Below are 13610 nucleotides of genomic sequence, written 5' to 3' on the forward strand. Positions count from 1 at the left end.
AAACCCCACAGCTCGGGCGACCTTGAAGATGCTAGCGGCGGACCGAGAACGACGCAATGGCCGCCTTTACTCGGCGCGCGCTGCTCCCGCCTTCTGCCGTTTGAAGGATGCCAGGATGGCGTCCTGCGTGAGCCCATCGTTGCGAACCATCACCGCATCGAAAGCGAGCTCGACCGTGACGGTCTTTACGCCCTCTTCCTGATACCCCATTGCGAGAGAACCCTGCGGCCCTCCAAAGGGACGCTCATAAGGGAAAGGACCAAATTCCGGCAGAACGACCATCTGCCCGGCCGTAGGCTCTGCCAGCGGTGCGCTGCCACCAACGGACGGTGACGGCATTGGCGTCGGAACGGGCGCGGCATTGTAGCTGGCGCTGGGGGTCGAGCCGGCATAGGACGTCGCCGAGACCGGCACCGGGACGTTCTCCGGCTCAGGCGTGAAGCCGCCAAAGCTCTGGAGCTGGTCAGCGGTTATGCGCTTGCTGTTGGAGGCCACCATGACGCCGCTTGCGATCTGGCCGCCACCCGGGTTAATGCCCGGCATGCGACTGCCCTTCGGCACATAGGAGGCCATCAGATAGGGCATGTCGTGACCATCCATGCGGGCACGGCCGACATACTGAACGCGGACTTTTCCGGTGCCGCTATGCTGCAGATCCAGCATATCCGCCGTCTTGTTGGACAAGTCGATGATGCGCCCTTCGTGATAGGGACCGCGATCGTTAACACGCACGATGATGGACGAACCGTTTTCCGTATTCGTCACACGTGCATAGCTCGGCAGAGGAAACGTCGGATGCGCCGCGGAAAGATGCATCTGATCGTAGACTTCGCCGTTTGCCGTCAAGCGACCATGAAAGGCTGAGCCGTACCAGGATGCGATGCCGACCTTGTTGTACGAGAAATCTTCCTTCGGGTAGTACCACTTACCCTTCACCACGTATGCGTCCCCAACCATATAGCGACCGCCGCCCTTCGGGATATTGTTGCCGGACGCAACCCGTGGACTGGCCTTGACGCCGTATTCCTTCTCCGAGAAATATTCCTTGCCGTGGGAGCGCTTCGTCGGCGTCGGCGCGGTGCCACAAGCCGTAACCGTTGCGCAGATGAGCGACAGCCCAACCCATCGCATTCCCGTTGCGAATGACGCCGCCCCGTAGTCTCGTTTCATATGCCCCACGCCGCTCAAGACCGTTATGGTTAAGAAATCTGCCCCGATCTGGGCCAGACACCCCTAATCCCACCAACCTAACGAGACTTTAATCATGTGGCTTTCGTGGCAAATTTGCGAAGCATTTCGCCAAGATGGCGACAATTCTAATTACTATGGTTAACAGATAACTAATTTAAGGCTCTAGGCAACGCGCTCGGCGCCCAGCCCAGCAGGCGGTTTGGCAAGAGAGCTTCCTTGCCGTCGTAGTCCGCTATTCCTGCCTGGCGCGTGCTGAAATCGGGCAACTTTGCGAACTCGCGCGTTCCCCGCCGATATCCTTCAATGGTTTGGAGAAGTGGATCTGAGGTCGTCGACGGCGAAACCCCTACCGACGTCGTCATTCGAGATGCAAACCCGCCTGCCATGGCATACTCGTTGATCGTGTTCATGAAGCCGATCTTGTGGCCTTTGGTGGCGCCATTTGCTTCCATATCGATGGTGATGCATCCCAGAAGGCTTGCATTGCCCGCGGTGTGGTATTCATCGTATCCGGGCTACCCTGGAAACTGCTATTCCAACTACGACATGGCTGCTGATGGCAGTCGCTGCGGCAACCGAAGCGCCATGTCCCGTCCAGGAGCGTATTGAAGTAGGCGCCGAGCCGCAGTCATTGACTCCAGCAACTTGTATGACAGGCTGGTGCAATTCGGACGCCGACTAGGAGCCTGTTGCCATGACGAACGAACGATTTAGCGAATGTCTGCTCCATATCCGATGGACCCCGATCAATATCGCGTCGGCGCTGCAGTGCGAGCTGTCATGGATCGAAGCGCTAGAAGCCGGGAACGAGGAAGTTCCGGCCGAACTTGCTGCGTGGTTGGAGACGCTGGCGAAGGCACACGAAGCTTTGCCAGCGCCAGAGGCTTACCGGGGCAAGAGTTCAAAGCATTAAGCGAAGTTTAGTAGAGGGAAACGAGGGGCTATGTTCTTCTCAAAAGCAGCAAGAGCCACAGCTGGTGGCGACTTTGTCGCGGTGAGCATCCTTCGCAGACCTGCCTTACGGCCTCAGGCATTTGCAAATGACAGTCGAGCCGCGCACTGAACATGAAGGGTCCTTCACAGGTCTCCACTGCGATAGTTCTCTAGAGAAGGTGGATTTCACGAAGTCCTGAATTTCATCCTGAATAGGACTGACGTCGCGTGGGATGCTGAAACAACTCCCCGTTTGACCAGATGTGAAGCCCAGATAGTCAAACGTGGTCCAGCCTCCTGCCTTTTGAAGAAGGGTGTCTCCCTTAAACCCCGGCGAATGGACGGCGGTTTCAATCTTCCTCAACCTGGCAGGATCCTCGTTGCAAAACCAAATTGGATTGTCCTCCTGCCAACCCTCCACCGTGCAATTGGCCCCAGCGTATACGCTCGTAATGGTATTTCCCCACGCATCGGCCTCATTCACATCAATTATTTTAAGAAGATACGGCCAAGTGGCCTCCAAACCAGTATCGAAAACTCGCACCATCTTGAGCGTCCCGTTGCGAAACTCTCCCTTCAGGTCAATTCCATCGGCGGCCAACTCGTCAACGATGGAGAGGAAGTCTGGGTAGGGAAGCCCGTTAACTGAAAGGAGGCTTATGTTCTCTTTCACCCCACGGATATGTTCGAACTTTTTACTCCTTAGCGCCTTTATGATCCGAACCGTAGATTCAGCACCGCGTCTTTTCACTCCCCCGACGGCGACAGCATAAGCACTCGAGGAACGACCGGCGAAATAGTCCCATCCCTCTTGGTCCGCGCCGTTCTCCATCAGCAGGTCAATCAGACGATCATCAGCCTGCGCCAGCAGAGCTTCCTTCACAAAGCTCCGCTTGAATCGCCCATCGGCAAATCCATTTCCGTCGACATTCCCGCGGCGTAAAATAGTGCGAGCGCTAAGAAAATCGTTCTCCCCTATGGCCGCTATCAAGGCGCGACCATCATCGGTAACGGGATCTGCGATTGCCGCCTTTGGCAATCCACAATTAAGGAAGAACGACACTAGTGTCATTGCGATGAAATGCGGCCATCGTCGCGTGATACGTCGAAGAGCGACAATCATGTGCTTACCTTGAACCCGCCTCTATGAGGCGTACTTTCCGCCGTCGCCCGCTCGGCTATAGATTGCTTCTAGGGAAACTGCCACGGGATTGATCGGGGTTCTGGAATGTGCGGACGAATCTACATCAAGGCTACGCTCGAGGAAATGCTACAGAACTTCGCGTTCTCGGCACGGGGCGATGTGGAAGCCCTAAGCAACCAGTTCCCGCGATATAACGGCGCCCCTTCCCTTTACTACCCCATCATCATCCGGGACATGGTGCGGGAACCCGACACCATGGGGCCAGTCTTTGTATCTGCCCGTTGGGGCCTACAGCCATCCTGGATGAAGCCCGGAGGGCGTCCACCGCCAATCAATGCTCGTCGCGAAGGCATCGCGACCAACGGACTGTTCAAGTCCGCGTACCGATCGCGCCGCTGCTTGGTGCCGATCAATGGCTACTTCGAATGGAAGGACATTTACGGGACTGGCAAGAACAAGCAGCCGTATGCGATTGCCATGGCTGATGACAGCCCGTTCGCGCTCGCGGGCATCTGGGATACGTGGCGAGATCCTGCCACCGGCGCCGACATTCGCAATTTCGCGGTGGTGACGTGTCCACCGAACGAGATGATGGCAGACATCCACGACCGCATGCCGGTTGTCCTGCATCGCGACGACTACGAGCGCTGGCTATCGCTAGAGCTCGACCCGGACGACCTGATGAAACCCTACCCGGCCGAACAAATGAAGATGTGGCCCATTGACCGAAAAGTCGGATCGCCGAAAAACGATACGGCGGACGTTATCGAGAGGATCGATCCTGATCCCGAACCGACGATGATATGAAAACGGCCTTCCACGTCACACTCCAAAAGCTCGAGGCGCCTTTTGTATCGGTCGTCCTATACCTCCGTATGATTCCGCCAGAACGGCTGTGAGTTACCATTCACCCATAGTCCCTGCCTTTGGTTGGTGCCGTTTTCATTGGAGAATGCCATGTCCACGTTCAGAAAAGCCGCAGCGATGGGATTGATCGCGTCAGCCCTTGCGGTCGCGTCGATCGTCGCCACCACTCCTGCCATGGCCCACGGCCACGGCGGAGGTCATGGAGGAGGTGGTCACGGCGGCGCCTTGGGTAGCGACAACTTCAGAAAAGACTACGGGAATGTCGCCGAGCACAACGATGGTTTTGCTGAAAGTGCAAATCATACCTTTGGCGGATTTCGCCATCGAGGATTTCGCCGTTTCCACGACAATGGGTGGGATGATTGCTATCCGGGTTGGAGGCACGAGCGCCACGTCGATACCTTCCAGAGGGCATGCGACTGATCGGCCACTATGAAGCGATATCTCGCACGCACAAATGCTTGGTAGGGCTTTTTTATGCTCATGGTTGAGATCGGCATCGGACCTCTTACTGAAGCTCTGATCCTGCTCAATCTCGACGACAATTCCGCGCCGATCGCTATAGGCGTAGTCGGCGGGGTTGGCCTTAAACAGACGTCGGGCGATCGGATTCCAGGCGTTGAATAGAAGGCGCTGACTTGCCGTGTCCGTCGCTACGCCGTTGGCGGTCGTTCGGAAGCTCCCGAGATATGTTGCCTGGCGCGCTGAAATCGAAATCGTGTCTCCCGAGTTCGCGTCGGTTCGCAGCGTGATCGTGTTCTTGTTAACCAGGAGGTCCTTGTAGCTCTCGAGCTCCGAGGTGCCGGCGCCCAGTCCCTCGCGCAACGCCTGACGTCCAGGCAGGGTCCGTGGTGCGGATCAGAACAAGTTCGCGATCGATCGGGAAGATACCCACGAGTGGACCAGACTGCTGGCAAAGACCGACCTGCCCCGCATCCGCTTCCATGACGTCCGGCACTCACACGCGATGCAATTGCTTGCTGCCGGCGTGCATCCGAAGATCGCAAGCGAGCGCCTCGGTCACTCGACGATCGGCATCACCCTCGACCTCTATTCGCATGTTATGGCGGGGATGCAGGCAAATGCTGCTGAGCAAGTTGACGCGGCCATCAAAGCTGTTAAAAAGCCAGCCGTCGAGTGATTGGGTAACAAATCGGTAGCAAAGCCGGTTTTCAGGCAAAAGGCGAAGAGCTAAAAGCTAATCTAATCAATCGGATGGAAGAGTGTCCGAGTGGTTTAAGGAACCGGTCTTGAAAACCGGCGTGCGGGAAACCGTACCGTGGGTTCGAATCCCACCTCTTCCGCCAAAAAACATTGATTTCATTGCATTTTATTGAGTTTTCTGGTCGGAAATATCGGATTGTCATAACGCATTTTTAGGCTCGACTGGAACTTTCCGTTACGCCGTCTGTTTTTACTATGCAGCGCTTCCAACACGCTGTGGGACCATGCATCGCCCAAGTGCAAGTCCGCAATCGGCCCGGCGCCAGCCCCCAGCTCGCCGGGCTTTGCTCGTCTCGTCGCGGAACCTTTCAACGGCACAAAAGTTCACTTAACAGCGGCACCTCTCCCGCCTTTGCCCTTTGCCACAGGATCATGTAGACGCTGCGACGGGGCGCGACTGCCATTAACTTTAGAATGGGGTCGGGTGGCAGATTGACGTCACGCCGCTGTCACGAGATCACGTGACCGCCCCTTGTTTAGCCCCAGCTTGACCGCCCTCACCGCAGAATAGTCCTAACTTGGTCAGTAGGCACACGAGAGCGCGTTAGTCGGTCTGAAGCCATCCGCACAAGCCGGGTTCACGGAAGTCCTTGGCGGATATCGAAAATCAGGCGGATTTGGATTTCGCGGCGCCGTCGTACACACTGAAGTAATCGCGGCGAGACCGATCAGCATTCCGGCTGCTACAAATGCCTGAAATCTGTTCATGTGGTTCTCCCCATTTACTTTGCGTCCTAGACGCGAAAATGCCGCGACGCTATCAAGCAGATGCGAGGGCAATCACGAACACTTGACCGCCCCCGCTCGACTCACCTAGCCTTTAACCGCGGCGACCAATCCGCATGCGTTCCGCCACCACCGGACAGTCACAGCTTTCGGCGATCCTGCCGGCAGCACTTGCTATGTCATTTGTGGTGACGTCTTGTACGATCCCAAAATTCAAAAATCAGCCCAGTACTGTGCGCGGTTCACGAGCCCGCTAGACCCTGACAAGGAGTGGCAGTTCGAAGACATCCAACTGGCCTTCATGGCTGGCATGAAAGAGCAGCCGATCCGTCGGCTCTTATCTGGATTGGATCGCAAAGACCCGTCGCGAAGTCGACGATCTTAGAGTCACTATCGACGCTGTTCCTCGTGAGGTAGATCTTCCGCCAGACTACCAGCGAATGATCGCATGGGCAGAGTGTCGCTTAGCAAACCTGGAAGCGCGGAAGCGCAGACTACTGTTGAACAAATACAGGCTACCCAGGTAGAGCGCGGACTGTATGCCGATCCGGATCCTCTTTATGATCCAGAAGGTGACCCGCCACCCGAGGTGAATTCCTGGGATTACTGACGTTCCATAAGCAGCGCTTGACGCTTCGCCAAGATGAGCTACACTCAACCCATCGTGTTTCTGACGGCTGACCACGGATGTACTGGCAGTTGTTGTTGAGACAGATTAAAAAGGTCGGCGCCGAGGGAGGTGTCGGCCTTTTTCTTTGCCTTGGGTCACTCCAACTGGTTGCGGTAGTGGAAAAGCACGCGCAACTTTGAATTATTCCTTCCAAGCCACGACACGTCATGCATATTTCGTGGTCGGGTTAAGAGTGTTTCTAAGGGGCATTCATGAAAATTCGTTACGTTGTGCTGGCAAGTTTGCTGGCAGCTACTTCCTGCGCCAAACGTCCGGATGCGATCGTACCGGTCGATATTCCCATGGCGGCCTATACCGGCTCGCCGTGCCCGGTGCTCGCTGCCGAACTGGTCAAAGAGCAGGAAAACCTAGCTGCGGTTTCGAAGGCGCAAAATGACGCAGCAACAGGTGATGCTGTGGGCGTCTTCCTAATTGGTGTCCCGACTTCAAGCACTTTTGGCGGCGACAAAGAAGGCCAAGTTGCCGTCGCGAAGGGCAAAGTGCAGGCCATTCAGAACGCGATGCGCAGCAAGAATTGCGCGAGTTCTTGACCAGCGGACAGCACACATTTTTGTTCACTGTCCAAACTCAAAAACTCGCCCGGTAGAGCAAGAGAGGAGCGCGAGACAGGGCTCGACGCGGTCAGGCATTGGATCGAAAGGAAGTCGCGGCTGGGAAGGATCTCGCGGCTTTCGGGCGCGAGAACGGAGCGGCTTATCGTCGGCAAGGAGGGGCTTTGAACGCGGAGATTTTGCCATCCCTCAAGTGAGCCACAGATTTTCGCAATGGCGGCAGTCTTGACGCCGCCACCGACCAAGGCCATTTGTCACACAGCTTCGGGGCGGAAGCGAAAACTCAATCCTTGACATCATGCGGCTGTCGGCAACCTCTTCAAGGAGAGGCGCTATGCGCATGGCCTACTACCCGTCTGACTTCATCGGTCACGACCTTCGCTATTCATGCCAAAGGTGCGGGCGCAGTGGATCACAGTCCGCGGCGGATGCTCTTGCTTGATACGGCAACCCGCCAATGCCGGATCTTCTCAACGGTAAGCGCGTAGGTCACCCCACGTATCATGCTGGCTGCTGATGGGCGATCCAGAAAGATGAACGCCTCGGCAGAAAGAGAAATATTACCATGACCAGTTGATCCTGCCGCGATCGGTCGACCGGCTTTTCAGAGCAAGTGAGGCGATCACAAGCGCCATCCGCCTGCTGGTCTGCGTCACCTGTCAATCGACCTTGACAAGCGCGTCCATGTCGAGACGCTATCGGGCTCGCAACGTAGTAGAAAAACGAGGATAGGATGAGGTTCAGCAGACCGGCAGTCGCAGTCGTGGTTGGCGTCGCAGCCTGTGTGTTTGGCGCGTGCCTTGCGGCATTGCCTGCACTCGCACAGGAAGTCGAGCCGCCCGCTCCATGGGTTAAGCTTACCGGTTCGCATGCCGGAGCGGTCGGAACATGCTCTAACGTTGATGCGACCGACAACGAAGCTTGTTACATGGTCCGGTGCGACGCCAAGAACGGTCTCATTTTCGAGATTGGCGATGCCACTGTTGGCGAGATGGGCGTGCGATCGGCGCGCTTCGAGATTGGGAGGTACAAAGAGACGATCCGCCTCGACGGGAACAGTCCCGATCGGCGAACGATTGTTCTCTTAAAGCATCCGAAGCTGCTTGCCGCCCTTACATCTGGCGCTGATTTCGCAACCATGTACGCCGTCAAGGCCGATGTGGAATACAGCACCGGCTTTGAACTCACGGGGGCGCGAGACCAGATATCTCGACTGGCAAAGGGCTGCCCAACCAAGCCGTGACGACGGGCAAGGGTCCTGACCGACCAAGACGCCCGATTGCCCAAAGCTGCGTTTTGCGGTCGCGCATCCGATGATGCCGCAGGACTGTAACTGGCATTGCGATCGCTTCGAGAAACACGACGCTCTTTGCCCGGACCCTGGCCGTAGAAACCGCATCTGAGATCGGCTGGTCCGGTTCTGCCGCGGTCGTTGCTGCCCAAGCGTCCCGTGTTCGGCGTGATCACTGACTGTCGATTTATGTTGTCGCGCTGCCCAAAGATGCCGCTCTCAACGGCTTAGCAAGGGAGCTTGGTTGCGAACGCGGGCCGGACGCGCAGTGCAACGACAAATGCCGATTGCACTACCACCAGACCGCCGAAGAAACGCTTGGAATAGCTCAGCCGGCGTCGAAGTCCGAGAGTATGCGAACTCTGGGTGAGCTTGCGCAATATGACGCGATGTTCGCCCTATGCCCGCAGTGCAAGCGCCGGAAGCCGATCGATCGGTGGGCGATACAGCGGAAGTTTGGGAAGGGATTGACGCTGAGGCAACTCGCTGGCCTCATGCGATGCAAATGCTGCCACAAGGGCGCACGATTGATGGTGGCAACTTTGTCGCGAGACTGAATTGGTAGTAGCAGACGAGGACTCTGAGATGATAAAATTGCGTTTGAGAAGGATCTTCGTTCTAGGTTTGCTGGCGCTGCCGGTATCAGAAGCAGCTCGGGCGGACACGCTTCCGCTTTCGAAGATTAATCGCAAAATTGAGAGTCACATTCAGACCAGCAACACCAAGAAGAATGTTCAATGTCTCGCTTTCATACTGAAGGACTTTCAGGAGCGAAAAATCCCCAAGTCGAGGATTCTCGTCACCTTCGACGATCCGAACATCGACGGCATTGGCATCGGACTGGACGAGACGGACGAGAATTACACTTGCGAAGCTGGCGAACTCCAATCCTGGGAAGAGAATGAGTACCAGGTTGCGAAGAGATTTTAGCAGGACATTCCGGATGTCCGCCTACCCGTTCGCCCAACCCTGATAGAGCGCTTCGCTGATCCCATAGAAATTCTCGTAGGTGTCAACGAACTCGCGCATGACGACCCTTATCTCCGAGTCGAAACTGAACTTATTCCACGCTTCCGCCAGAGCATCTCGAGAAACATTGCGTTTGGTGATTGAGGTCCGCAGCCCCTTATCAGCGACCTGGGTCATTCGCGATCGAATTCCCCATCGTCGTGTCGCGATAGTCGGCCGCAATAAGCGCCCCGGCGAGATAGCGTAGCAAAATGCGGGTGGGCGCGTGGCTGCGCCCTCTGAGGACCGGAAGTCCGTCATGGATGGCTCCAGATTGTTGGAAGGAGTTGCAGTTCCGCACTCGACTCGCTGCTTGAGCGGTGTTTCAAGTAGCGAAGCCTAAAGTTGGGAGTTGGCGATGTACTACGAATGGGACGAAGCGAAAGCGAGACGACAGTATCTGGTCAAGTTCGCCTCGGTCTGGCTGGCAGCGATTGCGCTGGCATTTCTTCCTGTGTGGTGGCTGGTACAGGAAACCACGTTCTAGTCCGTCAAGGCGCGGGCCGGAATACCACCATTGGCGAACATGCGATCGATGGTCGGTTGTGCTTCTATGAGCGCGGCCCCAAATGCGGCCAACTTGCTGTGACAGTGCCCCGAGGTCCGCGTACACCCCCGCGGGCCTCGCCTATCCCGATCCTCACCGAATGGCTAAGCTCACCTGTTCGAACGAAGGCATCTTGCTTTTTGCCTTGATCGGCTACTCTGAAATGGCTCGCAGTTCCTCTGTGAGCAGGGTCAACACATAAGGCCAGTGGAACCCCTGCCCGGTCTTGTGTGCCTCTGTCTACGGCCAGGCCGCGACACTAGCCGCGGCCTCGGTTTTTCAGAAAGGCTTTGGCATCGAGCTTGGTGCGACTTGGTCGCGGTTGACTCTCACGTAATCTCTCAACGGCCACAGATAAGTGTTCGACCTAAAGTAGACTTCGGACGTTCACCTGGTTAGAGCGCATATGCGCGATTCTGAAAATCAACACGAAAGCGACGAAGTGCCGGCACGCGTACCGCTCCCCGAGAGCCAGAAGTTCTTCGACCCTTGGGAGGAAGAATTTCGCAAAAGCTACACCAAGGACGACAAGACCTTCGAATTTTGATCCGCGAGTGCGCTGCGACCGAGAGCGGCGCGAGCTGGAAGACTTTCCGGAACATGTTTTGAAGCCTTAGAGGTTTGCGGCAGCCGTGAAGAATGCGTTGATCTGCTCTTCGGTGAAGCCCATGGCAGCAACGCCTGCCGCCATCATGGGCTCAGTCCGGACAAAGGTGCCGCTGTATTCGTACGCGATCTGGACCGCCTTCGACTGTGTGTTGATCCAAGCATCGACCTTATCGAGGAGGCCCGCCGCGAGAAGCTGGAGCTTGAACTGCCTGGCTGACACCCGCATAACCGGGGGCGGCAGTGGGTTCAGAAAGGCAATCACTTCCTCGTTGTTGTCCGGAAGCTCTTCCTCTGCGTATACAGGCTGCAGATTGGCATAGGCGCCCAGCACATCGCCAGCGTCCTTGAACAGAACGTTCGCGGTCGCTCGGTCCTGACCGATCGAATACATCTCGGCGCGCTTAACACCGTACCAGCCGCCTATGTATAGGCCGGTAGCAGCCATCCATGGTGATTTCGCGTGCCCTTGCCTGTCTCCACCCAGGCAGAGCGAACGACCGTTGCCTCAGTCACGACCTCATCTTGCAGGCATCGCTCGCAAAGCCGTTGCTGCGCCAATTGCACAGCACGTGCAGTTTTCCACGCCTTGAGTCGATACCATTTGCGGTAGGATTTAGCTTCGCTGGACCTTTGGTCCGAAACAGAATACGCCATGACTTGCCCATGCAATTAGGAGACCACAGTGTCAAACCACAAGCAGAGGCGCGGCAAAGCAGATCGTGGCGGGCTATCAGCGCGGGAACCCTACGAGGTCGCTCTGTTTGCAAAGAAGCACGGTATCGCAACCGCGGACGCAAAGCGGATTATCAATACGCACGGCTCGGATCGGGATTCTTGCGACAAAGCAGCCAACCGGCTCAAATAGCAAGCGCGGCAGGGAGGTTACCGGTTTATCCGTCCGGATCTCGACCTGCCGCACGATCGCCCGTCGCTGGAGGAGGCAGCGCCAGGTGACGGGAACTACAATTTTGGAGTGATTGTTTTATTTCACTACGAGCTAATTTGCGGTAGCGTCCTCGTGGGAGGACAAACTATGCAACACATCGATTCGACCGCAGCCGAACCTATCGCCGCAACGAAGGTTTGGTGCATCGCGGACTTCTGCTCGCTGCACCGTCTGGATCGCAATGAGGAAGCCAAGCTCACCGCACTGTTCGGTCAGTTCGCTACAACCGGCGAACTCGCCAACAACGTGACGCGTCGAACTAGGGCTAGGTAGAGTTACACCCGGCTCATCGCTGCCGAGCGTCCGTCGCAACCAATCTGTGCGTCCGGAAAGGTGGGGGGCATTGGCCCCTTCACCTTTGTAGGTGTATGAACTGCGAGAAACTTCCTCGCCTAATCTTCGGCAGCGTATTTCGCCAATTCCATCGCCTCAATGAAGTTATCGTTTGCTGTCACGGTAGCCACGCGCCTCTCCAAGCTCAGCTAGGCTCCTGGCGCTCTGTGGCCACCCAGCAGTGCCTGCACACCTACGGGACTTAGGCATTGCCTCGATTTGGTGCCGTGCTACCCAATCGAGGTTGGGGTGTCATACCGGCTTGACGGGAACCTCGCCGCTTTCGCCTGGAAGACTGTCCGCGAGCAGCATTACCAAAGCACCGCGTTCCGGCCCAAATGGTCGCCGATCCAAAAAATCAGATACGGCCATTACCGTTTCATGTCCGCCCGACGACGGATTGCCGCGGTGAAGGACGACCTCCGAATTGGACATGTCATCCGTGCCTAAGAACCACCGATCGCCGTTTGTGCTCGAAGCAAATTCTCTAAGATTTTCCAAGTTGACGCTCCTTCTTTGAAGAAGGAACTAGGGTCCTACAGCCGGATTGCGACAAAATACTTCGCGGCATTCTGTTTTTGGGTAGGTTCATTTGGGCCACACCACCCGACCAAGCCCAATCTTGCTGAAGACGCATTTCTTCCATCGTGCGGCTTACCCCTTAGGGGCCGCGGTGGACCGTCGCTCTGCGCACTGTACATCCAGCAAATCAGTGAGCGTATATTACCATACGGTTATGGCTTAGCAAGCGAATCAGCTCAATCTCAACAACTGATCCATCGTTTGCATAACCAAAGCGCGGGATGAAGGCGCCTTAAGGCTGCAGGCGCCAGGCCGCCGGCCAACTCCGAATACTGGGCGTTCCGGATCTTGCGGCTGGCTCTCGACGCAGCCTTTTTGACCTCCACCAACTCCCGATCGACTTCCTCCTGACGCATACGCCAAGCCTTATCCAGCAAGAACTTCTGGTCTTCTTCCCAGACCATGTAGCGGAGTCGATCAATCACCTCTTGCGGAAAGCTGAATGGCTCGGGAGCATCGCCATAGATCCGGCTGTACTTCAGAAGTTTCCCGACACCTTCGACGGCCTCGACCGGGACGAACCGCTGTGTTGGCAGGTTGACGAAAACATACCCGGTGAAGATCGGAAAGCGCCGCTCAATCAGCTTCTTGTTCCGGTGATGCTTAACAACAATACGGTAAGTCGGCATGAAGGATTCGAAGCCGGCATTGGCAAGGTTGCGCTCGATGAGGCTCAGCCTCGGATCTCTGTCGTCACTGGCCAGCGCTGATTGGGAGCGCTGCGATCCTGGCGCGGCCTTGATCGCAAACCATAGCTCGGTCGCCGGGTTCCAGTGCCGCTCTCGCCTTCGCCATGGCCAGCCGCCCGAAACCGCAGTTCCTCGGTGCACGTCTCTCTCGGCAGCTGATCTTCGTTGTACGGATTGAAGGCTCGATTGAGGGTCTGCATGTTCAAATCTTGATATCCTTCAGCCTGTCGACGATTGAATTGAGGTGGCCACTCAGCGACCGGTTCCCCATTTCTTCT

Annotated in this window: 19 protein-coding genes, 1 tRNA gene and 1 pseudogene; 11 read left to right on the forward strand and 10 right to left on the reverse strand. The window is 56.5% G+C overall.

Annotated elements, in window-relative coordinates; translation table 11 throughout:
* Window positions 1-66: 66 nt before the first annotated feature.
* Window positions 67-1170, reverse strand: coding sequence for a septal ring lytic transglycosylase RlpA family protein (locus FHX09_RS16010; protein ID WP_132591030.1), 1104 nt, complete (start codon window positions 1168-1170; stop codon window positions 67-69).
* A 170-nt stretch (window positions 1171-1340) separates the two neighbouring features.
* Window positions 1341-1643 carry a hypothetical protein gene (locus FHX09_RS16015; protein ID WP_132591028.1) on the reverse strand — a complete coding sequence of 101 codons (303 nt, stop codon included), beginning with the start codon at window positions 1641-1643 and terminating at the stop codon, window positions 1341-1343.
* Window positions 1644-1885: 242 nt separating this feature from the next.
* On the opposite strand from FHX09_RS16015, the gene FHX09_RS16020 reads away from it, so the two are divergent.
* Window positions 1886-2104 (forward strand): hypothetical protein, encoded by a 219-nt coding sequence (locus FHX09_RS16020; protein ID WP_007793480.1) that lies wholly within the window; start codon window positions 1886-1888, stop codon window positions 2102-2104.
* A gap of 105 nt (window positions 2105-2209) precedes the next feature.
* Here FHX09_RS16020 and FHX09_RS16025 read toward each other — a convergent pair whose 3' ends face one another.
* Window positions 2210-3247: a hypothetical protein gene (locus tag FHX09_RS16025; RefSeq protein WP_132591026.1), complete on the reverse strand. Its 1038-nt coding sequence runs from the start codon at window positions 3245-3247 to the stop codon at window positions 2210-2212.
* 105 nt (window positions 3248-3352) lie between these two features.
* On the opposite strand from FHX09_RS16025, the gene FHX09_RS16030 reads away from it, so the two are divergent.
* Entirely contained in the window at window positions 3353-4075 is a 723-nt protein-coding gene (locus FHX09_RS16030; protein WP_132591024.1) for an SOS response-associated peptidase, read from the forward strand.
* A 192-nt stretch (window positions 4076-4267) separates the two neighbouring features.
* On the opposite strand, the gene FHX09_RS16035 is transcribed toward FHX09_RS16030, so the two are convergent.
* Entirely contained in the window at window positions 4268-4960 is a 693-nt protein-coding gene (locus FHX09_RS16035) for a hypothetical protein (RefSeq protein WP_184450370.1), read from the reverse strand.
* Between the two features lie 49 nt (window positions 4961-5009).
* Here FHX09_RS16035 and FHX09_RS16040 point away from each other — a divergent pair, with 49 nt between their 5' ends.
* Together FHX09_RS16040 and FHX09_RS16045 are read left to right on the forward strand one after the other, a co-directional pair.
* On the forward strand, window positions 5010-5276 hold the full coding sequence (locus FHX09_RS16040; protein WP_281040967.1) for a tyrosine-type recombinase/integrase: 267 nt from the start codon (window positions 5010-5012) through the stop codon (window positions 5274-5276).
* Between the two features lie 76 nt (window positions 5277-5352).
* Window positions 5353-5442: transfer RNA gene (locus FHX09_RS16045), tRNA-Ser, on the forward strand.
* Between the two features lie 439 nt (window positions 5443-5881).
* Here FHX09_RS16045 and FHX09_RS29925 read toward each other — a convergent pair.
* Complete coding sequence (locus tag FHX09_RS29925) at window positions 5882-6067, reverse strand: hypothetical protein (protein ID WP_132591018.1); 186 nt, start codon at window positions 6065-6067, stop codon at window positions 5882-5884.
* Between the two features lie 900 nt (window positions 6068-6967).
* Here FHX09_RS29925 and FHX09_RS16050 point away from each other — a divergent pair.
* A complete protein-coding gene (locus FHX09_RS16050; RefSeq protein WP_007793456.1) occupies window positions 6968-7306 on the forward strand; it encodes a hypothetical protein in 339 nt (112 codons plus the stop codon).
* A 63-nt stretch (window positions 7307-7369) separates the two neighbouring features.
* Here FHX09_RS16050 and FHX09_RS29930 read toward each other — a convergent pair.
* Window positions 7370-7513, reverse strand: a pseudogene (locus FHX09_RS29930) (ATP-dependent DNA ligase); the annotation flags it as partial.
* Between the two features lie 547 nt (window positions 7514-8060).
* Here FHX09_RS29930 and FHX09_RS16055 point away from each other — a divergent pair.
* Complete coding sequence (locus FHX09_RS16055; RefSeq protein WP_007793452.1) at window positions 8061-8570, forward strand: hypothetical protein; 510 nt, start codon at window positions 8061-8063, stop codon at window positions 8568-8570.
* 633 nt (window positions 8571-9203) lie between these two features.
* Complete coding sequence (locus FHX09_RS16060; protein WP_132591210.1) at window positions 9204-9548, forward strand: hypothetical protein; 345 nt, start codon at window positions 9204-9206, stop codon at window positions 9546-9548.
* 21 nt (window positions 9549-9569) lie between these two features.
* Here the strand turns inward: FHX09_RS16060 and FHX09_RS16065 are convergent, their stop codons facing one another.
* Window positions 9570-9764, reverse strand: coding sequence for a hypothetical protein (locus FHX09_RS16065; RefSeq protein WP_132591016.1), 195 nt, complete (start codon window positions 9762-9764; stop codon window positions 9570-9572).
* 220 nt (window positions 9765-9984) lie between these two features.
* Here FHX09_RS16065 and FHX09_RS30350 point away from each other — a divergent pair, with 220 nt between their 5' ends.
* Window positions 9985-10113: a hypothetical protein gene (locus tag FHX09_RS30350; protein ID WP_007793444.1), complete on the forward strand. Its 129-nt coding sequence runs from the start codon at window positions 9985-9987 to the stop codon at window positions 10111-10113.
* A gap of 466 nt (window positions 10114-10579) precedes the next feature.
* Window positions 10580-10720, forward strand: coding sequence for a hypothetical protein (locus tag FHX09_RS16070; RefSeq protein WP_165933122.1), 141 nt, complete (start codon window positions 10580-10582; stop codon window positions 10718-10720).
* Between the two features lie 66 nt (window positions 10721-10786).
* On the opposite strand, the gene FHX09_RS16075 is transcribed toward FHX09_RS16070, so the two are convergent.
* Window positions 10787-11227 carry a hypothetical protein gene (locus tag FHX09_RS16075; RefSeq protein ID WP_184450371.1) on the reverse strand — a complete coding sequence of 147 codons (441 nt, stop codon included), beginning with the start codon at window positions 11225-11227 and terminating at the stop codon, window positions 10787-10789.
* A 237-nt stretch (window positions 11228-11464) separates the two neighbouring features.
* Between FHX09_RS16075 and FHX09_RS16080 the strand changes: the two genes are divergently transcribed.
* Together FHX09_RS16080 and FHX09_RS16085 are read left to right on the forward strand one after the other, a co-directional pair.
* On the forward strand, window positions 11465-11647 hold the full coding sequence (locus tag FHX09_RS16080) for a DUF3606 domain-containing protein (RefSeq protein ID WP_037082842.1): 183 nt from the start codon (window positions 11465-11467) through the stop codon (window positions 11645-11647).
* Window positions 11648-11815: 168 nt separating this feature from the next.
* Window positions 11816-12001, forward strand: coding sequence for a hypothetical protein (locus FHX09_RS16085; protein ID WP_007793431.1), 186 nt, complete (start codon window positions 11816-11818; stop codon window positions 11999-12001).
* Between the two features lie 312 nt (window positions 12002-12313).
* Here FHX09_RS16085 and FHX09_RS16090 read toward each other — a convergent pair whose 3' ends face one another.
* Both FHX09_RS16090 and FHX09_RS16095 read right to left on the reverse strand, forming a co-directional pair.
* Window positions 12314-12562, reverse strand: a complete 249-nt coding sequence (locus tag FHX09_RS16090) for a hypothetical protein (protein ID WP_184450373.1) — start codon at window positions 12560-12562, stop codon at window positions 12314-12316.
* Between the two features lie 263 nt (window positions 12563-12825).
* Window positions 12826-13473: a transcription termination/antitermination NusG family protein gene (locus FHX09_RS16095; RefSeq protein WP_281040966.1), complete on the reverse strand. Its 648-nt coding sequence runs from the start codon at window positions 13471-13473 to the stop codon at window positions 12826-12828.
* Between the last annotated feature and the right edge of the window lie 137 nt (window positions 13474-13610).

It is taken from the genome of Rhizobium sp. BK538 (assembly GCF_014197575.1).
Taxonomy (GTDB): domain Bacteria; phylum Pseudomonadota; class Alphaproteobacteria; order Rhizobiales; family Rhizobiaceae; genus Rhizobium.